The 21850-nt window shown below is 60.0% G+C and carries 14 protein-coding genes, 4 tRNA genes and 1 pseudogene; 11 read left to right on the top strand and 8 right to left on the bottom strand.

The genetic code is table 11. From position 1 onward, the window contains the following. Window positions 1–3: 3 nt before the first annotated feature. Window positions 4–1713, bottom strand: a complete 1710-nt coding sequence (locus tag CK486_RS13435) for an amidase (protein WP_095940815.1) — start codon at window positions 1711–1713, stop codon at window positions 4–6. 203 nt (window positions 1714–1916) lie between these two features. Then, the gene (gene folD, locus CK486_RS13430; RefSeq protein WP_095940814.1) at window positions 1917–2771 is read right to left on the bottom strand and encodes a bifunctional methylenetetrahydrofolate dehydrogenase/methenyltetrahydrofolate cyclohydrolase FolD; all 855 of its coding nucleotides are present in this window, start codon (window positions 2769–2771) and stop codon (window positions 1917–1919) included. Window positions 2772–3040: 269 nt separating this feature from the next. On the opposite strand from folD, the gene CK486_RS13425 reads away from it, so the two are divergent. From CK486_RS13425 to CK486_RS13380, 10 genes are all read left to right on the top strand, one after another. Beyond that, window positions 3041–3117: transfer RNA gene (locus CK486_RS13425), tRNA-Arg, on the top strand. Between the two features lie 45 nt (window positions 3118–3162). Continuing rightward, window positions 3163–3238 (top strand) — tRNA-His (locus tag CK486_RS13420). A 54-nt stretch (window positions 3239–3292) separates the two neighbouring features. Continuing rightward, window positions 3293–3377, top strand: a tRNA-Leu gene (locus tag CK486_RS13415). A gap of 126 nt (window positions 3378–3503) precedes the next feature. Next, complete coding sequence (tig, locus tag CK486_RS13410; protein WP_095940813.1) at window positions 3504–4814, top strand: trigger factor; 1311 nt, start codon at window positions 3504–3506, stop codon at window positions 4812–4814. A 92-nt stretch (window positions 4815–4906) separates the two neighbouring features. After that, complete coding sequence (gene clpP / locus CK486_RS13405) at window positions 4907–5548, top strand: ATP-dependent Clp endopeptidase proteolytic subunit ClpP (protein WP_095940812.1); 642 nt, start codon at window positions 4907–4909, stop codon at window positions 5546–5548. 110 nt (window positions 5549–5658) lie between these two features. Beyond that, complete coding sequence (clpX, locus tag CK486_RS13400) at window positions 5659–6939, top strand: ATP-dependent Clp protease ATP-binding subunit ClpX (protein ID WP_095940811.1); 1281 nt, start codon at window positions 5659–5661, stop codon at window positions 6937–6939. Window positions 6940–7086: 147 nt separating this feature from the next. Continuing rightward, window positions 7087–9480: an endopeptidase La gene (gene lon, locus CK486_RS13395; protein ID WP_095940810.1), complete on the top strand. Its 2394-nt coding sequence runs from the start codon at window positions 7087–7089 to the stop codon at window positions 9478–9480. A gap of 134 nt (window positions 9481–9614) precedes the next feature. Beyond that, complete coding sequence (hupB, locus tag CK486_RS13390) at window positions 9615–9887, top strand: nucleoid-associated protein HU-beta (protein WP_003282502.1); 273 nt, start codon at window positions 9615–9617, stop codon at window positions 9885–9887. Between the two features lie 47 nt (window positions 9888–9934). Continuing rightward, window positions 9935–10011 (top strand) — tRNA-Asp (locus CK486_RS13385). Between the two features lie 94 nt (window positions 10012–10105). Beyond that, window positions 10106–11977, top strand: a complete 1872-nt coding sequence (locus tag CK486_RS13380) for a SurA N-terminal domain-containing protein (RefSeq protein WP_095940809.1) — start codon at window positions 10106–10108, stop codon at window positions 11975–11977. Window positions 11978–12039: 62 nt separating this feature from the next. Here the strand turns inward: CK486_RS13380 and fabI are convergent, their stop codons facing one another. The 6 genes and pseudogenes from fabI to CK486_RS13350 form a co-directional block, all read right to left on the bottom strand. Then, window positions 12040–12834, bottom strand: coding sequence for an enoyl-ACP reductase FabI (gene fabI, locus CK486_RS13375; RefSeq protein WP_095940808.1), 795 nt, complete (start codon window positions 12832–12834; stop codon window positions 12040–12042). Between the two features lie 19 nt (window positions 12835–12853). Further along, window positions 12854–14479: an ABC transporter ATP-binding protein gene (locus CK486_RS13370; protein ID WP_095940807.1), complete on the bottom strand. Its 1626-nt coding sequence runs from the start codon at window positions 14477–14479 to the stop codon at window positions 12854–12856. Between the two features lie 4 nt (window positions 14480–14483). Continuing rightward, window positions 14484–15502: pseudogene (locus tag CK486_RS13365) on the bottom strand (ABC transporter permease). A gap of 2 nt (window positions 15503–15504) precedes the next feature. Continuing rightward, the gene (locus CK486_RS13360) at window positions 15505–16590 is read right to left on the bottom strand and encodes a microcin C ABC transporter permease YejB (protein WP_095940806.1); all 1086 of its coding nucleotides are present in this window, start codon (window positions 16588–16590) and stop codon (window positions 15505–15507) included. Then, window positions 16590–18419, bottom strand: coding sequence for an extracellular solute-binding protein (locus tag CK486_RS13355; RefSeq protein ID WP_095940805.1), 1830 nt, complete (start codon window positions 18417–18419; stop codon window positions 16590–16592). The genes CK486_RS13360 and CK486_RS13355 overlap by 1 nt, the downstream gene beginning before the upstream one ends. Next, the gene (locus CK486_RS13350) at window positions 18416–20245 is read right to left on the bottom strand and encodes an extracellular solute-binding protein (RefSeq protein ID WP_095940804.1); all 1830 of its coding nucleotides are present in this window, start codon (window positions 20243–20245) and stop codon (window positions 18416–18418) included. Before CK486_RS13350 ends, CK486_RS13355 begins: the two co-directional genes overlap by 4 nt. A 145-nt stretch (window positions 20246–20390) precedes the next feature. On the opposite strand from CK486_RS13350, the gene CK486_RS13345 reads away from it, so the two are divergent. Further along, the gene (locus tag CK486_RS13345) at window positions 20391–21836 is read left to right on the top strand and encodes an HDOD domain-containing protein (protein WP_256574427.1); all 1446 of its coding nucleotides are present in this window, start codon (window positions 20391–20393) and stop codon (window positions 21834–21836) included. Window positions 21837–21850: the final 14 nt, after the last annotated feature.

Here is a 21850-nt window from a genome sequence, read left to right as displayed (position 1 = left end):
CGCTTAGCGGGTAGAAAGCGGTGGGGTGCGTGGTGGTATCTGGCGCTTGGAACCGGTGGCTTCGAATGCGCAAGCTAGGCGTAGCAACTCGTTGTCAGTGTAGGCCCTCCCGGCAAAGGTGAGACCTGCAGGCATACCGATATCAGCCATCACACCCATCGGTACTGTGACGGTTGGCACTCCGAGGTGACGGATTGCCAGATTGCCATTGGCCACCCAGATGCCGTTACTCCAGGCGGTGTCAGCGGAATCCGGATTAATATCGGCATCGGCCGGTCCAACATCCGCCACAGTCGGGAACAAGACCGCATCCAGGCCTAGCTGGTCCATCCAGTCCTCAAGGTCGAGCTTGCGGGTCTTTTCCAGGCCACGCAGGCCGTCGGGAACGGTCGGGATCTGATCCCAGGGCTTGATGCCACGCTTGGCCATATTCACGTACTCGTCCATGCCGGCGGCCAGATCGCCTTCACGGTTGGGCAGGGTGCCTGGGTCGTGTGGGAAAATCTGCTGGCCGTCGACGTCAGCCAGGCGGTTCAGCTTCGGGTCACCGTTGGCTTGCAGGAATTCATCGAACGCCCAGCCTGAGAGCTCCCACAGCTCGTCATGGAGGAATTCGGGGCTGATGATGCCGCGGTTGAAGACGGTCGGTGCACCGGGGCGGTCGCCTTCACAGTTGGAGACCAGCGGGAAATCGACTTCGACGACTTCTGCGCCGGCGGCCTCCAGGCTTTTGCGTGCGGCTTCCCAGAGGGTGATGACGCTGGGGCGTGTGTTGATTCGTTGGCCGGTCGGGCCGCCAATGCCGGGATTCTCGCTGGTGCCGGCCATCTCATCCTTGTTGATGTACATGCGTGGCACGCCCAGGCGCTTGCCCTTGAGTACCTCGGCTTTTGCGGCCAGCGCCTGATAGGAGGCGGGGCGAACCTCGGAGGCTTTTGGAATCGGTACCCAGGGTTGCAGGCGCCAGAGGTCACCACGGGTATCCGGATCGTCAGCGACTACCACATCGAGCACTTCGAGCAGGTCGGCCATGGTCCGTGCATAGGGCACCACGACGTCCATGGTCGGCGTCAGCGGCCAGTTGCCGCGCACCGAGATCACGCCGCGCGAGGGGGTGTAGGCGCAAAGCCCGTTATTGGAGGCCGGGCCGCGACCGCTGGACCAGGTCTCCTCGGCCAGGCCGAAGGCGGCGAAGCTGGCAGCTGTAGCCGTACCGGCACCATTCGAGGAGCCGGAGGCGAAGGGGGCGGTCAGGTAACTGGCGTTGTAAGGGCTTTCGGCGCGGCCGTAGACCCCGCGCTGCATGCCGCCGTTGGCCATCGGCGGCATATTGGTCTTGCCCAGACAGATGGCGCCGGCAGCGCGCAGGCGTTCGACGGTGAATGCATCACGCTGGGCGACGAGATCCTTGAAGGCCGGACTGCCGGATGCTGCGGTGAGGCCTTTGACCAGATAGCTGTCCTTGGCGGTGTAGGGGATGCCATCCAGTGGCCCCAGAGTTTGGCCATGGGCGCGACGGGTGTCGGAGGCTTGCGCCTCTTTCAGGGCCTCCGGGTTGCGTACCACCACGGCGTTCAGGTGGGTGTCGCTGTCTGGTCCATCATAAGCCTCAATCCGGGCCAGGTAGGCCTTGACCAGCTCGACGGCGGTGGTGCGCCCGGATTCGAGTGCGGCACGCAACTCGGCAATCGATGCCTCGGTAACTTCGATCATTCTGCGAACTCCAACAGCGGTTAGCGTACGATTTTGGCTTTCGAGTGATTATAATGCCGATATTTATCGAGTAAATAGGGTTGGTGAAAATCTTGCGGCTGGGGTTGAGTGGTGGTTGATGTGTTCGCGTAAGGAATGCAAGGAAAGATAGGCACAAAAAAGCCCCGAGCACAGTGTGGTCGGGGCTTGTCTGGGGTATGCGGCTACTGGTGTAGGTGTTCAGCGGCGTAGAGAGTGTTTTCCAGCAGGCAGGCGCGGGTCATGGGGCCGACACCGCCGGGGACGGGGGTGATCCAGCCGGCACGTTCGGCTGCTGCTTCGAACTCGACGTCTCCGACCAGTTTGCCGTCTGCCTGGCGGTTGATGCCCACGTCAATGACGATGGCGCCGGGCTTGATCCATTCACCTTTTACCAGGCCGGGCTTGCCGGCTGCGACTACCACGATGTCGGCGCTGGCGAGGTGTCCGGGAAGGTCTCGGGTGAATCGATGGGTGACGGTTACGGTGCTGCCGGCAAGGAGCAGTTCCAGAGCCATGGGGCGGCCGACGATGTTGGAGGCGCCAACGATGACGGCATGCTGGCCGTGGAGGTCAACGCCTGTGCTTTCCAGCAGGGTCATGATGCCTTTTGGGGTGCAGGGGCGCAGCAGGGGGATGCGCTGAGCCAAGCGGCCAATGTTGAATGGATGGAAACCGTCAACGTCTTTGTCCGGGCGGATGCGCTCCAGAAGCTGCGAGGCGTCGAGGTGGGCAGGTAGCGGTAGTTGTACGAGGATGCCGTCGATGGTCGGGTCATCGTTCAGCTGGTCGATCAGTGTTTCCAGGTGCTGCTGGCTGGTTTCAGCGGGCAGGTCGTGGGCCACAGAATGAAAGCCGACTTCCTCGCAATCCTTGCGCTTGTGCGACACGTAAACCTGGGATGCAGGGTCGCTGCCGACCAGAATCACGGCCAGGCCGGGCGCGCGGAGGTTCTGTTGGCGCCGCTCGGCAACGCGTTGGGCAATGTGCTGGCGGAGGTTGGCGGCGATCGCCTTGCCGTCGATCAGGTGTGCGGTCATAACGCTTGGTTAACCAGTAGGAGGATTAAAAACAGTTGGCCTATTCTCGCATGTGCGGCGTGGCCGGCAAAGGCGCGCGCCTTGGTTTTTCCTGTAACTCCTTTATCTCACTGAACTTTTTTTAAATTTTCGGTTGACGGGGTGGGGCTCTGTCGATAACATGCGCCCCGCTTGTCGAGCACAGCTTCTAGCTGGGTAAGACGGTGGTGCAGCTGGTCTGCATAAGCCGAGCTGTTGATCTGCGCTCCGCAATGAATGCAGATGAATAAGCGCCCGTAGCTCAGCTGGATAGAGCATCCGCCTTCTAAGCGGATGGTCGCAGGTTCGAGTCCTGCCGGGCGTGCCATCTGGTACATCGGCGCAGGCAGTGTAGTGCAAGCAATGCAATATGGTGGGCGTAGCTCAGTTGGTAGAGCACAGGATTGTGGCTCCTGGTGTCGTGGGTTCGATTCCCATCGTCCACCCCATATTCCAAACGCCAGGCTTTAGCCTGGCGTTTGCTTTTCTGCAGTACCCCCTCCGCGGACGTGGTGGAATTGGTAGACACACTGGATTTAGGTTCCAGCGCCGCAAGGCGTGAGAGTTCGAGTCTCTCCGTCCGCACCATATTTCCTTCTTTTATATGATCTTTTCGCCCTTTCGGGCGGATGACTTCTGCATTTCTTCCCACTAGAATGCTGGCCTTTATTGAGGCCGGAACGCCGGCTTACGTCTGTGCAACGAGGAATATCCATGCAAGTTTCTGTTGAAAGCACCTCCGCCCTTGAGCGTCGCATGACCGTTGGCGTCCCGGCCGAGCGTATCGAGACCGAAGTCAACAAGCGTCTGCAGCAGACTGCCAGTCGCGCCAAGGTTCCGGGCTTCCGTCCGGGCAAGGTGCCGATGAGCGTCATTCGTCAGCGCTACGAAGACAGTGCGCGTCAGGAAGCGCTGGGCGATCTGATCCAGGCGACCTACTACGAAGCCATCGTTGCCCAGAAGCTGAATCCGGCCGGCGCTCCGGCGGTCGAGCCGAAAGTGTTCGAGAAGGGTAAGGATCTGGAATACGTCGCGACTTTCGAAGTGTTCCCGGAAATTCAGCTGGCTGGCTTCGAGGGTCTGACCATCGAGCGTCAACAGGCTGAAGTACAGGACTCCGATGTCGACAACATGCTGGAAATCCTGCGCAAGCAGAACACCCGCTTCGAAGCTGTTGAGCGTGCTGCCGAAAATGGCGATCAGCTGAATATCGATTTCGTTGGCAAGATCGATGGCGAGGCTTTCGCTGGCGGTTCGGCCAAGGGTACCCCGCTGGTGCTGGGCTCCGGCCGCATGATCCCGGGCTTCGAAGAGGCTCTGGTGGGTGTCAAGGCTGGCGAAGAGCGCGTGATCAACCCGGCTTTCCCGGCTGATTACCAGAATCTGGATCTGGCCGGCAAAACTGCTGAGTTCACCATCACCGTCAACAGCGTTTCTGCGCCGCAATTGCCGGAGCTGAACGATGAGTTCTTTGCTCTGTTTGGCATCAAGGAAGGCGGTATCGACGGCTTCCGCGCCGAAGTGCGCAAGAACATGGAGCGCGAGCTGCGTCAGGCCATCAAGTCCAAGGTCAAGAATCAGGTAATGGAAGGTCTGCTGGCCGCCAACCCGGTTGAAGTGCCGAAGGCGCTGATCGCCAATGAAGTGAACCGTCTGCGCGTGCAGGCTGTGCAGCAGTTCGGCGGCAACATCAAGCCAGATCAGCTGCCGGCTGAGCTGTTCGATGAGCAGGCCAAGCGTCGCGTGGTGCTGGGCCTGATCGTTGCTGAAGTGGTCAAGAAGACTGAGCTGAAGCCTGACGAAAACCGTGTTCGCGAGCTGATCGAAGAGATGGCGTCCGCTTATCAGGAGCCGCAGCAGGTAGTTGCCTGGTACCTGAAGAACGAGCAGCAGCTGAACGAAGTGCGCTCGGTTGTGCTCGAAGAGCAAGTTGTAGATACTGTTCTGCAGCAGGCCAAAGTGACCGATAAAGCGGTCTCCTACGAAGAAGCAGTCAAGCCGGCAGAAGCTCCGCAAGCCGACTGATCCTCTCGCCTCGTTCGAGTACACACCATAAGCCAGCCTTCGTGCTGGCTTATGCGTCTATAGAGACATGACTTAAGGGAGTGTCGCAGCACATGTCCGCAAATCCTTTCATGCCGCAAATGATTGATGTCCAGGCCGCTGGCGGTCTGGTGCCGATGGTGGTCGAGCAGTCGGCCCGTGGCGAACGTGCCTATGACATCTATTCCCGCCTGCTCAAGGAGCGGGTGATCTTCCTGGTTGGTCAGGTTGAGGACTACATGGCCAACCTGGTGGTGGCGCAGTTGCTGTTCCTTGAGGCGGAAAACCCGGACAAGGACATTCATCTGTACATCAACTCGCCGGGTGGTTCGGTGACGGCCGGTATGTCGATCTACGACACCATGCAGTTCATCAAGCCGGATGTATCGACCATCTGCATCGGTCAGGCTTGCAGCATGGGTGCCCTGTTGCTGGCTGGCGGTGCAGCGGGTAAGCGCTACTGCCTGCCGCATTCGCGGATGATGATTCACCAGCCGCTGGGTGGCTTCCAGGGGCAGGCCTCGGATATCGAGATCCATGCGCGCGAGATTCTGACCATCCGCGAGCGCCTGAATAATGTGCTGGCGCACCACACTGGTCAGCCGCTGGATGTGATTGCCCGCGACACCGACCGTGACAACTTCATGAGCGGCCCGGATGCCGTGAAATATGGCCTGATCGATCAGGTTCTGAGCAAGCGTCCGGCCACTGCGTGACGCAGTGTATGACCTCTGCCGGCTGATGCGCGGCAGAGGTTTGCGGACTTGAAAATGCCCGCATTTGCCTCCATCTTGTTTTACAAGCCATCCGGATTTGGATTGATCTAATGACTGATACCCGCAACGGCGAGGAAAACGGCAAGCTGCTGTATTGCTCCTTCTGTGGCAAAAGCCAGCATGAAGTGCGCAAACTGATTGCCGGCCCGTCGGTATTTATCTGCGACGAGTGCGTCGATCTGTGCAACGACATCATCCGCGAGGAGGTGCAGGAAGCTCAGGCCGAAAGTAACGCGCACAAGCTGCCGGCTCCGAAGGAGATCAGCAGCATTCTCGATCAGTATGTGATCGGTCAGGAACGTGCCAAGAAGGTGCTCGCTGTAGCGGTGTACAACCACTACAAGCGCCTCAATCAGCGCGAGAAGAAAGATGACGTTGAGCTCGGCAAGAGCAACATCCTGCTGATCGGTCCGACCGGTTCCGGCAAGACGCTGCTGGCCGAGACTCTTGCTCGCCTGCTCAATGTGCCGTTTACCATTGCTGATGCCACCACACTGACTGAAGCCGGTTATGTGGGTGAGGATGTCGAGAACATCATTCAGAAGTTGCTGCAGAAGTGCGACTACGATGTCGAGAAGGCCCAGATGGGCATCGTCTACATCGATGAAATCGACAAGATTTCGCGCAAGTCGGACAACCCGTCGATCACCCGCGATGTGTCGGGCGAAGGCGTACAGCAGGCGCTGCTCAAGCTGATTGAGGGCACTGTGGCCTCGGTTCCGCCCCAGGGTGGCCGCAAGCATCCGCAGCAGGAGTTCCTGCAGGTCGATACGCGCAACATCCTGTTCATCTGCGGCGGTGCTTTCGCTGGTCTGGAAAAGGTGATTCAGGGGCGCTCGACCAAGGGGGGCATCGGCTTCAATGCCGAGGTGCGCAGTCCTGATACCGGCAAGAAGATTGGTGAGACCCTGCGTGATATCGAGCCCGACGATCTGGTCAAGTTCGGTCTGATTCCGGAGTTCGTTGGTCGTCTGCCGGTGATTGCGACCCTCGACGAGCTGGATGAAGCTGCCCTGATGCAGATTCTGACCGAGCCGAAGAATGCTCTCACCAAGCAGTACGCCAAGCTGTTCGAGATGGAAGGTGTTGATCTGGAGTTCCGTGCCGATGCCCTCAAGGCTGTCGCGCACAAGGCTCTGGAGCGCAAAACCGGCGCCCGTGGTCTGCGGTCGATTCTCGAAGGCGTCCTGCTCGACACCATGTATGAGATTCCTTCCCAGAAGGATGTCAGCAAGGTGGTTGTCGACGAGAGCGTCATTGCCGGCAACTCCAAGCCCTTATTGATCTACGAGAATAGCGAACAGCCGGCCAAGGCCGCGCCAGACGCGTAACTCGACAAGGGGCCTTCGGGCCCCTTGTTATTTCTGGGCATTGCGATTCCAAGTATTGCGCTTGTTTTTTCCCGGGCCCACCCCCATCTTAGGTTCATCCGCCTGCCTGCAAGGGCAGGCCTCCGAGTCCGTTGTAGAGCTGAACTCATGAAGACAACCGTCGAATTGCCTCTGTTGCCGCTGCGCGATGTGGTGGTGTATCCGCATATGGTCATCCCGCTGTTCGTGGGGCGGGAAAAGTCCATCGAAGCTCTTGAAGCGGCGATGACGGGAGATAAGCAGATTCTCCTGCTGGCCCAGAAGAACCCGGCGGACGATGATCCGGCTCCGGATGCGCTCTATCGGATGGGAACCGTGGCCACTGTGCTGCAGTTGCTCAAGTTGCCGGACGGCACCGTCAAGGTGCTGGTCGAAGGTGAGCAGCGCGGGGCAGTACAGGCTTTCACCGATGCTGATGGACATGTCCGTGCCAGCGTCGAGTTGCTCGAAGAAGGTGAAGTGCCTGAGCGCGAGGCTGAGGTCTTCTCGCGCAGCCTGATGAGCCAGTTCGAGCAGTATGTGCAGTTGGGCAAAAAGGTCCCGGCAGAGGTTTTGTCCTCACTCAACAGCATCGATGAGCCCGGGCGTCTGGTCGATACCATGGCGGCGCATATGGCGCTGCGTATCGAGCAGAAACAGGCCATTCTGGAAATCACCGACCTCACGCTGCGGGTCGAGCATGTGCTGGCGCTGCTGGATGCCGAGCTTGAGCTGTTGCAGGTTGAGAAGCGCATCCGTGGTCGCGTTAAAAAGCAGATGGAGCGCAGCCAGCGTGAGTACTACCTGAATGAGCAGATGAAGGCCATTCAGAAAGAGCTGGGTGACGACGAAGGGCACAATGAAATCGATGAGCTTAAAAAACGGATCGAAGAAGCGGGCCTGACCAAAGAGGCGCATGCCAAGGCCACGGCCGAGCTGAACAAGCTCAAGCAGATGTCACCGATGTCTGCCGAGGCCACGGTGGTACGTTCTTACATTGATTGGCTGGTCAATGTGCCGTGGCAGGCCGAGAGCAAGGTCCGTCTGGATCTTGCCAAGGCGGAAGAAATTCTGGATGCCGATCATTACGGGCTGGAAGAGGTCAAGGAACGCATCCTTGAGTACCTCGCCGTGCAGAAGCGGGTGAAGAAGCTCAAGGGGCCGGTCCTCTGCCTGGTGGGGCCGCCTGGTGTGGGCAAGACCTCTCTCGCCGAGTCGATTGCCCGCTCGACCAATCGCAAGTTCGTGCGCATGGCGCTGGGCGGCGTGCGTGATGAGGCTGAGATACGTGGTCATCGCCGTACCTATATCGGTTCGATGCCGGGGCGCCTGATTCAGAAGATGACCAAGGTCGGCGTGCGCAATCCGCTGTTCCTGTTGGATGAAATCGACAAGCTGGGCAGTGACATGCGCGGCGATCCTGCATCGGCGCTGTTGGAAGTGCTGGATCCGGAACAGAACCACAATTTCAACGATCACTATCTGGAGGTCGACTATGACCTCTCGGATGTGATGTTCCTCTGCACCGCGAACTCGATGAACATTCCGGCGCCCTTGCTTGATCGCATGGAAGTGATCCGTCTGCCTGGTTACACCGAGGCGGAAAAGATCAATATCGCCACCAAGTACCTGGTGCCCAAGCAGACCGAAGCCAATGGTCTGAAGAAGGGGGAGCTGAGTTTCGCCGAGGACGCCATACGCGACATCATCCGTTACTACACCCGCGAGGCGGGTGTCCGTAGTCTGGAGCGGCAGATTGCCAAGGTTTGCCGCAAGGCCGTCAAACAGCATGCCGGCGCCAAGCGTATCAAGGAGTGCGTTGATGCCGGCAACCTCGAGCAGTTCCTCGGGGTGCACAAGTATCGCTATGGTCTGGCCGAAGCACAGGATCAGGTCGGGCAGGTCACCGGGCTGGCCTGGACTTCGGTTGGTGGTGAGCTGCTGACCATCGAGGCCGTTGTTGTTCCTGGCAAGGGGCAACTGATCAAGACCGGCTCGCTGGGCGATGTCATGGGCGAGTCGATCACGGCGGCGCTGACCGTGGTGCGCAGTCGTGCCAAGAGCCTCGGCGTCGCGGCGGATTTCCATGAGAAGCGGGATATCCACATCCATGTGCCTGAAGGGGCTACACCCAAGGATGGTCCGAGTGCTGGCATTGGCATGTGCACTGCGCTTGTCTCGGCCCTGACCAATATTCCGGTGCGCGCCGATGTGGCCATGACAGGCGAAATCACCCTGCGCGGCCAGGTGCTGGCAATTGGAGGCTTGAAGGAAAAGCTCCTGGCCGCTCACCGTGGTGGGATCAAGACGGTGATCATTCCTGAGGAAAACGTACGTGACCTCAAGGATATTCCGGAAAATATCCAGCAAGACCTGCAGATTAAACCGGTTAAATGGATTGACGAGGTCCTGCAAATTGCGCTGCAATACGCCCCGGAGCCCTTGTCTGATGCGGCTCCCGAGATTGTTGCAAAAGACGAATCGCGCGAGGCTGAATCCAAGGAGCGAATCAGCACGCACTAGCAGGCAAGCTTCCTTGACACCTTTTTTGAGCCCTTGTTATAAAGCGGCACACTAAGTGGCATGAAGCCCACCCAGCACCGGTTTTGCTTACACCAAACACTAAGAAACAACTCACGAAATAAGGGGACTTAAGAGTGAACAAGTCGGAACTGATCGATGCCATCGCAGCATCTGCTGATATCCCGAAAGCTGTTGCTGGCCGTGCACTGGACGCCGTAATCGAATCCGTTACTGGTGCCCTGAAAGCTGGTGATTCCGTTGTTCTGGTTGGCTTCGGCACCTTCGCTGTCAAAGAGCGTGCTGCCCGTACCGGCCGTAACCCGCAGACTGGCAAGCCGATCAACATCGCTGCTGCCAAGATCCCGGGCTTCAAAGCTGGCAAGGCCCTGAAAGACGCCGTCAACTAAGCGTCTTGATGAGTTGCCCGGAGTCGATGTGAGTCGGCTCCGGCTGCGGAGCGGTAGTTCAGTCGGTTAGAATACCGGCCTGTCACGCCGGGGGTCGCGGGTTCGAGTCCCGTCCGCTCCGCCAGTTCACGAGAAGGCGCATCCACGGATGCGCCTTTCTTTTATCCAAAGAAATCCATCCTGCAGCGGTGCTAAGCACGGCTGTTTTCGGGGGAGTCATGCTGCAGAATATCCGGGACAATTCACAGGGGTGGATTGCCAAAACCATCATTGGGATCATCGTTGTGCTCATGGCCCTGACGGGCTTTGACGCGATCATGACCAGTACCAGCAAGGCGCAGACAGCCGCTGAGGTCAATGGTGAGGAAATCAGTCAGAGTGCATTGGCGCAGGCCGCTGATGCCCAGCGTCGCCAACTGATGCAGCAACTGGGCAAGGACTTCGACAGCAGCCTGCTGGATGAGAAGCTCCTGCGCGAGGCGGCCCTCAAGGGGCTGATTGATCGCCAACTGCTGCTCCAAGGGGCACAGAGTGCGAAGTTCGCTTTTTCCGAGAGTGCTCTGGATAAGCTGATCCTGCAGACTCCCGAGTTTCAAGTCGAAGGCGAGTTCAACGCTACACGTTATGACCAGGTACTGCAGCAGATGGGCTACACCCGTCTGCAGTTCCGTCAGATGCTGCAGCAGGAAATGCTGATCGGCCAGCTGCGCGCTGCCTTTGCCGGCAGTGGTTTTGTTACCGACGCCGAAGTGCAGGCTTTTGCCAAACTGGAAAAGCAGACTCGCGACTTTGCCGCTCTGACAATCAAGGCCGATCCGGCCAGTGTGAAAATTGCCGAGGCTGATATCCAGGCCTATTTCGATGAGCATGCTGCCGAGTACAAAAGTGCCGAGCAGGTCGTTCTGGAGTACCTGGAGCTTAAAAAGGATGCCTTCTTCAATCAGGTCGAAGTGAGTGAAGAGGATCTGAAAGCGCAGTACGAGAAGGAAATCGCCGCGCTGGCCGAGCAGCGTCAGGCCGCGCACATCCTGATCGAGGTAGGTGACAAGCTCAACGATGAACAGGCCAAAGCCAAGATCGATGAGATCGCCAAGCGTATTGCCGCCGGTGAAGACTTCGCCGCACTGGCCAAGGAACTCTCCAACGATCCATCCTCTGCCGAAAACGGTGGCGATCTGGGTTATGCCGGCCCCGGCGTGTATGACCCGGCATTCGAGAAGTCGCTGTATGAACTCAAGCTCAATCAGGTTTCCGCACCTGTGCGCAGCGAGTTTGGCTGGCACCTGATCAAGCTGCTGGGCGTTCAGGCGCCGGACGTACCGAGTTTTGCCAGCCTGAAGGACAAGCTGTCCCGTGACTTCAAGTCCCAGGAAGTGGAGAAACTGTTTGTCGAGGCCAGCAAGCAGCTGGAAAGCCTCGCTTACGAGTCTTCCGATCTGGCTCAGCCGGCCCAGGAGTTCGATCTCAAGGTCCAGCTCAGCCCGGCCTTCGGTCGTGAGGGTGGCGATGGCCTGGCGGCCAACCGTCAGGTTCTGCAGGCGGCCTTCAGCAAGGAAGTGCTGGAAGACGGCGCCAACAGTGGTCTGATCGAGCTGGATCCGGAAACCGTTGTGGTTATCCGCGTGAAGGAGCACAAGCTGCCGGAACAACTCAAGCTGGAGCAGGTCAGCGAAACCATTCGCGGCCATCTGCTCAGCCAGCGTGCCGCCGAACAGGCCAAGCGCGATGGCGAGGCGCTGATCGCCGATCTGCGCAGTGGCAAGACGCCGACCAAAGCCGCCAAGGCGGATACCTGGAAGGTTCAGGAAGCCGCTACCCGCAATCAGGAAGGTGTTGATCCTGCCGTGTTGCAGGCTGTGTTCCGTATGGCCAAGCCGCAGGCTGCGGACAAGCCGGCGTTTGCTGGTGTGGAACTGGGCAATGGCGATTTCGTTGTGCTGCGCCTGAATGGTGTCAGTGAGCAGGAAAACGCGCTGTCCGAGGAAGAGAAGGGTATGTACCGTCGTTTCCTCGCTTCGCGCAGCGGTCAGCAGGATTTCAATGCTTACCGTCGTCAGCTGCAAGCCAAGGCCGAGATCGAGCGGTTCTAACCCAACCGCTCTGACGGACAGAAAAAAGCCCGCGATTGCGGGCTTTTTTCATTTCGAAGCTATCAGTCTTCGATGGCGCCCATGGCCGTGGTGTTGAAACCACCATCCACATAGAGGATCTCGCCACTGATGCCCGAGGCCAGGTCGGAGCAGAGGAAGGCGCCGGCATTGCCGACTTCCTCGATGGTCACGTTACGACGCAGCGGGGTCTGCTTCTCGTTGGCTGCCAGCATCTTGCGGAAGCTCTTGATGCCGGACGCGGCGAGCGTGCGGATCGGGCCTGCCGAGATGGCATTGACGCGGGTGCCTTCCGGGCCGAGGCTGCCTGCCAGGTAACGTACGCCGGCTTCCAGGCTGGCCTTGGCCATGCCCATGACGTTGTAGTTGGGCATGGTGCGCTCAGCGCCCAGGTAGGAGAGGGTCAGTACGCTACCATTGCGGCCCTGCATCAGCGGGCGACCGGCCTTGGCCAGGGCCACCAGACTGTAGGCGCTGATGTCATGGGCAATGCGGAAGCCTTCGCGGGTGGTGACTTCGGTGAAGTCGCCGTCGAGCTGGTCGCCCGGGGCGAAGCCCACGGAGTGGACGATGCAGTCCAAGCCATCCCACTTTTTCGCCAGTGCTTCGAAGACCTTGGCGATTTCCTCGTCACTGGCCACATCGCACGGGAAGCACAGCTCGGCACTGGAACCCCAGCCGGCGGCGAACTCTTCGACGCGGCCTTTGAGTTTTTCGTTCTGGTAGGTGAAGGCCAGTTCGGCACCCTCACGGTGCATGGCGGCAGCGATGCCCGAGGCAATCGACAGCTTGCTGGCGACCCCGACGATCAGTACGCGCTTGCCGGCGAGAAATCCCATATCCGTATCCTCTTACTGGTTAGGCGGCCCCGCCCGGCGTCATGAACGCGGCTTCGAGCAGTTGCCGGGTATAGCTGTGTTGCGGCGCGGCGAAAATGCTGGCCGCGTCCCCTTGTTCCACCACCTGACCCTGCCTGACCACCATCAACTGGTGACTCAGCGCCCTGACCACCGCCAGATCGTGGCTGATGAACAGGTAGGTCAGGTTGTACTTGCGCTGCAGGTTGCGCAGCAGTTCAACCACTTGTCGCTGTACCGTGCGGTCGAGGGCCGAAGTCGGCTCGTCGAGCAGGATCAGCGCCGGCTTGAGCACCAGGGCCCTGGCAATGGCAATACGCTGCCGTTGTCCGCCGGAGAACTCGTGGGGGTAGCGATGGCGGGTTTCCGGATCCAGCCCTACCTCAACGAGCGCATCGATGATCGCCTGTTCCTGCGCCTCTTCATCGCCCATACCATGAATGCGCAGGCCCTCTCCGACAATCTGACCCACGCTCATGCGCGGGCTGAGGCTGCCGTAAGGGTCCTGAAACACCACCTGCATCTGCCGGCGCAGCGGGCGAACCTCTTTCTGCGACAGGCCCTGAATGGCCTGCCCCTGGAAGCGGATGTCGCCTTGACTGCCCAGCAGTCGCAGGATGGCCAGACCCAGAGTGGACTTGCCCGAGCCGCTTTCGCCGACAATGCCCAGCGTCTGCCCCTGGGGAAGACTGAAGCGAATGCCGTCGACGGCCTTGACATGATCCACCGTGCGCTGGAAGAAGCCCTGCTTGATGGGAAACCACACCCTGAGCTGGTCGACTTCGAGCATGGTCGGCCCCGGCGGGTTCTCCGCCGGCTGACCACTGGGTTCGGCACTCAGCAATTCCTGGGTATAGGGATGCTGCGGCGCGCGGAACAGTTCCTCACACGATGCCTGTTCGACGACACGACCGCGCTGCATGACACATACGCGATGGGCAATTCGTCGTACCAGATTGAGATCGTGGGTAATCAGCAGCATGGCCATACCCAGTTTGGCCTGCAGCTCCTTGAGCAACTCGAGGATTTTCAGCTGGACGGTAACGTCGAGGGCCGTGGTCGGCTCGTCGGCAATCAGCAGCTCCGGCTCGTTGGCCAGTGCCATGGCGATCATCACCCGCTGGCGCTGACCGCCGGACAGTTCGTGCGGATAGGCCTTGAGGCGTTTGGCGGGCTCGGGGATGCCGACCAGCTCCAGCAGTTCAAGAACGCGAGCGCGTGCAGCTGCGCCGGTCAGTCCCTTGTGCAGGGCTAGGACCTCGGCAATCTGCTTCTCGATGCTGTGCAGCGGGTTGAGCGAGGTCATCGGTTCCTGAAAGACCATGGCAATCCGGTTGCCACGAATGCTGCGTAGCTCGCGCTCATTGAGCTTGAGCAGGTCCTGACCGTCATAGCGGATGCTGCCGGCGGGATGGCGGGCGAGCGGGTAGGGCAGAAGGCGCAGAATCGAGTGAGCGGTCACGGACTTGCCGGAGCCGCTCTCGCCAACCAGCGCCAGCGTCTCGCCCTTGCGGATGCTCAGGCTGACGCCTTCGACCACGCGCTGCACCTGCTCGCCGGTCACGAACTCGACGGCCAGATCCTCGATTTCGATCAGATTGCTCGGGGTGAGCGGATCAGTGCTCATCGCATCATTTCCTTGGGTCAAAGGCATCACGGGCAGCCTCGCCGATGAACACCAGGAGGGTCAGCATCAGCGCCAGCACGGCAAAGGCCGTCATACCCAGCCACGGCGCCTGCAGGTTGGACTTGCCCTGAGCCACCAGTTCGCCGAGCGAGGGCGAACCAGGCGGCAGGCCGAAGCCGAGGAAGTCCAGCGCAGTCAGCGTACCGATGGCGCCGGTGAGAATGAACGGCATGAAGGTCATGGTCGAGACCATGGCGTTGGGCAGGATATGCCGGTACATGATGGCGGCATTACCCATGCCCAGTGCCTTGGCCGCGCGGACGTATTCAAGATTGCGGCCCCGGAGAAACTCGGCCCGCACCACATCGACCAGGGTCATCCAGGAGAACAGCAGCATGATGCCCAGCAGCCACCAGAAGTTCGGCTGCACGATGCTGGAGAGGATGATTAGCATGAACAGCACCGGCAGGCCCGACCAGACTTCCAGAAAGCGCTGTCCGGTCAGGTCGACCCAGCCGCCGTAGTAGCCCTGCAGGCACCCGCCAGCACGCCGATCACCGAGCTGGCCAGGGTCAGGGTCAGGGCGAACAGGACCGAGATGCGGAAGCCGTAGATCACCCGGGCCAGTACGTCGCGTCCCTGGTCATCGGTGCCCAGCCAGTTGTCGGCAGAAGGCGGCGCGGGCGCCGGGACGCGCAGGTCGTAGTTGATGCTGTCGTAACTGAAGGCAATCGGCGGCCAGAGCATCCAGCCGTCGCGGCTGGCGATCAGCTCGCGCATGTAAGGGCTCTTGTAGTTGGCCTCCAGCGGGAACTCACCACCAAAGGCCGTCTCCGGGTAGCGCTTGAACACCGGGAAGAACCATTGGCCATCGTGCTGCACCACCAGCGGCTTGTCGTTGGCGATGAGCTCGGCACCCAGGCTGAAGATGAACAGCCCGAGGAACAGCCACAGCGACCACCAGCCGCGCTTGTTGGCCTTGAAACGGGCGAAACGACGTTGATTGAGAGGCGACAGACGCATGCTCAAGCCTCCCGACTGGCGAAGTCGATACGCGGATCGACCAGGGTGTAGGTAAGGTCTCCGATCAGCTTCACCACCAGCCCCAGCAGGGTGAAGATGAACAGCGTGCCGAACACCACCGGATAGTCGCGGTTCATGGCCGCCTCGAAGCTGAGCAGGCCCAAGCCGTCGAGGGAGAAGATCACCTCGATCAGCAGCGAGCCGGTGAAGAAGATGCCGATGAAGGCCGCCGGGAAGCCGGCGATGATCAGCAGCATGGCGTTACGGAACACGTGGCCATAGAGCACGCCGCGTTCGGACAACCCCTTGGCGCGGGCCGTGACCACATACTGCTTGTTGATCTCGTCAAGAAAGCTGTTCTTGGTCAGCAGGGTCAGGGTGGCGAAGTTGCCGATCACCAGAGCGGTAATCGGCAGCGCCAGATGGTGGAAGTAGTCGACGATCTTGCCCCAGGTGCTCAGCTCGTCGAAGTTGTTCGACGTCAGCCCGCGCAGTGGGAACCAGTCCAGATAGCTGCCGCCTGCAAACACCACGATCAGCAGGATGGCAAAGAGGAATGCCGGTACGGCGTAGCCGACGACAATGGCGGTACTGGTCCACACGTCGAAGGCGCTGCCGTGCCGCACGGCCTTGGCTACTCCCAGCGGAATGGACACCAGGTACATGATCAGGGTGCTCCACAGCCCCAGAGAGATGGAAACGGGCATCTTCTCCATGATGAGGTCGGTGACCTTGGCGTCGCGGAAGAAACTCTCGCCGAAGTCCAGCTGCAGGTAGTTGCTGATCATGATCCAGAAGCGCTCGGGCGCCGACTTGTCGAAGCCGTAGAGCTTCTCGATATCCTTGATCAGCTCCGGGTCCAGGCCCTGTGCGCCGCGGTAGCTGGAACTGCTGGCGGCCACCTCGCTGCCGCCACCGGAAATGCGGCCGGTAGCTCCACCGGCAGCGGCATCGAAACCTTCCAGCTTGGCGATCATCTGCTCCACCGGGCCGCCGGGTGCCGCCTGGATGATGATGAAGTTGATCAGCAGAATGCCGAACAGGGTCGGGATGATGAGCAGCAGGCGCCGCAGGATATAGGCCAGCATCAGGGCTTGGCCTCCGCCTGGGGCTCTGTGGCGGCCTGGCTGGCGTCGGGCTTGATCCACCAGGTCATCAGACCGTAGTCGTAGGGTGGCGTCACCTCCGGATGCTGCAGACGGTCCCAGTAGGCCAGGCGCCAGGTCTTGATGTGCCAGTTGGGCACCACGTAGTGCCCCCAGAGCAGGACACGGTCGAGGGCGCGGGTGTGCTGGATCAGGCTGTCTCGGCTGCTGGCGTTGATCAGACCCTCCACCAACTGGTCGATGGCCGGGTCTTTCAGACCAATAAAGTTGCGGCTGCCGGGTCGGTCGGCGGAGCTGGAATGCCAGTATTCGCGCTGTTCATTGCCCGGTGAGTTGGACTGCGGGAAACCACCGACGATCAGATCGAAGTCGCGCGAACGCAAACGGTTGACGTATTGCGAGACATCGACACGGCGGATCTCCAGGTTGATGCCCAGATCACGCAGATTGCGCTTGTAGGGCAGCAGCACCCGCTCGAACTCGGTCTGCGCCAGAAGGAACTCGATCACCACCGGCTGGCCCTTGGCGTCGAGCATCTGGTCGTTGGCAATCTTCCAGCCAGCGTCCTGCAGCAGTTGATAGGCGCGTCGTTGCTGTTCACGAATCACTCCGCTGCCATCGGTTTCGGGCACCTTGAACGGCTGGCTGAACAGCTGGGCCGGCAACTTCTCGCGCAGTGGTTCGAGAATCTTCAGTTCTTCCGGACTTGGCAGCTCAGTAGCGGCTAGTTCCGAGTTGTCGAAATAGCTGTGGGTACGGGTATAGGCGCCGTTGAACAGATTCTTGTTGGCCCACTCGAAGTCGAACAGCAATGCCAGGGCCTCACGTACCCGCACATCCTGAAACAGCTCCCTACGTGTATTGAAGATGAAGCCCTGCATGCCGGCCGGATTATGGTTGGCGATCTCGTCCTTCTTCAGGCGGCCTTCACGCACGGCAGGGTTGTCGTAAGCGGTGGCCCAGTTCTTCGCGCTGGTTTCCAGCCAGAAGTCGAACTGGCCTGCCTTGAGGGCTTCCAGTGCGACGGTGTTGTCGCGGTAGTAGTCGACTTCGATGGCGTCGAAGTTGTTCTGCCCGCGGTTGACCGGCAGGTTTTCACCCCACCAGTCCTTGACCCGGGCGTAACGGATGCTGCGACCGGCCTGGAAACGCTCGATACGGTAGGGGCCGCTGCCGACCGGCATGTCCAGCGTGCCGTCGGCGAAGTTGCGCCCGGTCCACCAGTGTTTGGGCAGCACTGGCAACTGGCCGAGGATCATCGGCAGTTCACGGTTGTTGGCGTGTTTGAATTCAAAGCGCACGCTGTGCGGATTTTCAGCCACCACCTTGGCCACATCGGCATAGTAGGTTTTGTACAGCGGGCTGCCGTGGGCCATCAGCGATTCAAAGGTGAAGACCACATCGTCGGCGGTTACCGGCTGGTCGTCATGGAAGCGGGCCTGCTGACGCAGGTGATAACGCACCCAAAGGTTCTGCGGGTCGCGCTCGATGCGCTCGGCGAGCAGGCCATATTCACTGAACGGCTCATCCAGGCTGCGTTTGGTCAGGGTGTCGTAGATCAGTCCGATGTTTTCCTCGGCCACGCCCTTACTGATGAACGGGTTGAAACTGTCGAAGCCGCCAAAGCCGGCCTGACGCAACGTGCCACCCTTGGGGGCATCCGGATTCACGTAGTCGAAATGCGTGAAGCTGGCCGGGTACTTCGGCGCCTCACCGTACAGGGTGATGGCATGCTGACCGGCACCGAGCGCCAGCGCAGGGCTGAGCAGCAGGGCGGCCAGAGAGTGTCGCAGGGTGCACAGAACGGTCATGGGGTGAGCTCCGGAGCCTTCAGCCACCAGGCGCGCAGGCCAAGTGTGTAGGGCGGGGTAGTGACATAGGCAAACTTGCTGCGATACGCCAGCCGATGATTGCTGGAGTACCAGTTAGGGATGACGTAGTGCTGCCACAGGAGCACGCGATCCAGAGCCCGGGTGGCGGCGATCTGTTGCTCGCGGTTTTGTGCCGCAAGGAGCTTCTCCAGCAACTGATCCACGACAGGATGACGAATACCGGCGTAGTTCTTGCCGCCTTTGACGCTGGCCTGACTGGAGTGGAAGTACGACCACTGTTCTAGCCCGGGGCTGAGTGTCTGGGGCAGCGTCAACAGGGCCATGTCGAAATCGAAGCGATCAAGGCGTTGCTTGTACTGGGCCCGATCCACGGTGCGCATGCGGGTTTCGATACCGATGCTGCGCAGGTTCTGCCGGTAGGGCTGGAGGATGCGCTCCAGACCGGGGTTGACCAGCAGAATCTCGAAACTGAATGGATTGCCTCTGGCGTCGACAAGACGGTTGCCCTGCAATTGCCAGCCGGCGTTGTTGAGTAGCTGCATGGCCTGGCGCAGGGTATCCCGCGGCAGGCCGTGACCATCGGTGGCCGGCAGACTGAACGGCTGCTTGAACAGCGTGGCCGGTAGTTGCTTGCGATAGGGCTTGAGCAGCTTGAGCTCGGCTTTGCTTGGCAAGCCGCGGCTGGCAAAGATGCTGTTGGGGAAATAGCTTTCGGCTCGCTGGTAAGCGCCATTGAACAGCGCCTGGTTGGTCCACTGGAAATCGAACAGCATGCCCAGCGCCTGGCGCACGTCGCGGTCGTTGAACTGACTGCGGCGGGTGTTGAAGAACAGGGCCTGGGTCTGGGTGGGAATCTGGTGGGGAATCTCGGCGCGGATCACGTCGCCGCGCAACACCGCCGGAAAGCGGTAGTTGGTGGCCCAGTTCTTGGCCTGATTATCGATATAGAAATCGAATTCGCCGGCCTTGAAGGCTTCGAAGGCGATGTCGCTGTCACGGTAGAACTCGACTTCGGCCCTCTGAAAATTGTACTTGCCGCGATTGACCGGCAGGCTCTTGCCCCACCAGTCCTCGACCTTCTCGAACACCAGACGTTTACCCGGTACTACCTGCGTAATGCGGTAGGGACCACTGCCCAGTGGCGGTGTGTAGGTGGTGGCGGTGAAGTCGCGGCCCTGCCAGTAGTGCTGCGGCAGTACCGGAAGCTCACCCAGACGCAGAATCAGCAGCGGATTGCCACTGCGCTTGAACACGAAACGGATCTTCAGGCGGTTGAGGATGTCGACCCGGGCCACTTCCTGCAGGCTGGTGCGATACAGCGGATGGCCTTGGTGCAGAAGAGTGCGGTAGGAAAAGGCGACATCGTAGGCGGTGATGGGTTTGCCATCGTGAAAGCGGGCTTCCGGACGCAGGTTGAATACCACCCAGCTGCGATCCTCGCTGTACTGCACGCTTTTGGCGATCAGGCCGTAGCTGGAGTTGCTTTCATCGCCCGAGGGGTCATAGATGCCGCTGCCAACCATCAGTGGCTCGTTCAGCTCGTTGATACCGTACTGCAGGAAGTTGCCGGAGCTGATCGGCGGCGTGCCCTTGATCGTGTAGGGATTGAGTGTGTCGAAGCTGCCGTAGGCCATCAGGCGCACGGTGCCGCCCTTCGGTGCCTCGGGGTTCACCCAGTCGAAGTGGGTAAAGCTGGCGGGGTACTTGAGCTTGCCGAACTGGGCATAGCCATGGCTGCTGGTCAGCTGGGCGTGAGCCATCTGGCTCAGCAGCAAACCGATCAGCAGGGTGAGGAGGTGTCGCATCAGGCGGCCGTCCGATCCATGGCAAAGCATTTTTTCTTTGCCGGTACAGTAACAGCTTGTATCGACAGGAAAAAGGCCGATTCCGGTGGTGCAGGTGCCATCATTTTGACTACAGTAAATACATATTTTGTTAAGGAATCCGGTCTTGGGCGAACGCACCTTCGGGTTGGCGGGTTGGCTGGAGCGTTTGAGTGAGGCTGAACTGCCTGCTTTGGCGTCTGTGGTCAAGAACCTGCAAGAGACTGCCAGCAGCGCCGCCAATGTTTCGGTGCAGCGGGTTGCGGATGTCTTGCTGCACGATGCCGCGCTGACTGCAAAGATCCTGCGTGTGGCCAATAGCGTCTACTACAACCCTTCGCAGGAAGTGATCAAGACCATCTCGCGCGCCATCGTATTGATGGGCTTTGAGAATGTGCGTTTGATCGGCCTGTCCGTCAGTCTGGTGGATGGCCTGCTGACCCGGGTGCCGCGGGAGCAGTTGCAGGAGCTGCTCGCGCGTTCCTTTCATGCGGCCGTTCAGGCGCGCAACATTGCCGGCTATGTGCTGGCGAAGCATCAGGAAGAGGTATTCATCGCCGCTTTGCTTCACCACATGGGGGAGATGGCCTTCTGGGGCTGCGCAGGAGGGGAGGCAGACCAGTTGGCCGAGGCGATTCAGCAGCCGGGGGCTGATGTAGAGCAGGTCGCTCGTGAGTTTCTAGGCGTCAGTTTTCGCCAGTTGACCCAGGGGTTGCTGAAGAACTGGAACCTCGGCGAAACCGCCACGCTGGCACATAACCCCAAGCTGCAGAATGATCCTTCAGTAAGGGCGGTCACTCTCGGAGTAAGAATCAGTGAGGCCGCACTGGATGGCTGGGACTGTGACAACATGCAGGCCCTGGTTGCCGAGATAGCGGAGTTTACTTCGCTGACACCCGATGATGCCTTGTTGCAGGTGTTGGCCAGCGCAGAGGAGGCAGTCAAGGTTGTTACTACCTTTGGTGCTGCCAAGCTTTCTAAGCTGATTCCCAATACCGATCCCGATCAGGTGCGCCTTCAACAGGAGCAGAGGCGTGCTCGTCTGTTGCAGCCTAATCTGCTGCTGATGCAGCAGAGTCTGCAGGAGTTGGGGCTTCTGTTGGCTCGAAAGGATGATGTGCAGCTGGTTCTTGAAACGCTTGTCCGGGGATTGCATCAGGGGGCCGGATTGGAGCGGGTTGTAGTGGCTGTGTTGGCCGACGGACAAAGCTGTTTCCGTTGCAAGCGCGCTGAAGGCGAGGGGGCCGAGCGCTGGCAGCAGGAGTTCATGCTGCCGGTGGATCAACCACAACAGCAGCACATCTTCAGCTATGTGTTGCGCAGTCGTGAAACGCTCTGGATGGGGGTTCCGGCGACCCATGCGCTGAATGATCTGGTGACGTTGCCGCTGCGCCAGTGGATCGGAGGTGGCATGTTTTTCATTGCGCCGCTGCTGGCCGGCAAGCGCGAGATTGGTGTGGTGTATGCCGACAGCCGGTTGTCCGGGCGCACACTCAAACATGAGCAGTTTGTGGCTTTCCAGCGCTTTACCCAATTGGCCAGCCGTTGCCTGGAGGCGCTGACCAAGCGCTGAACCGCCGCAGAACG

This window comes from Pseudomonas sp. HAR-UPW-AIA-41 (genome assembly GCF_002304225.1).
In the GTDB taxonomy this organism is placed as follows: Bacteria; Pseudomonadota; Gammaproteobacteria; order Pseudomonadales; family Pseudomonadaceae; genus Aquipseudomonas.
The sequence above is the reverse complement of the archived record's forward strand: the minus strand, read 5'-3'. Positions and strand labels throughout refer to the sequence as shown.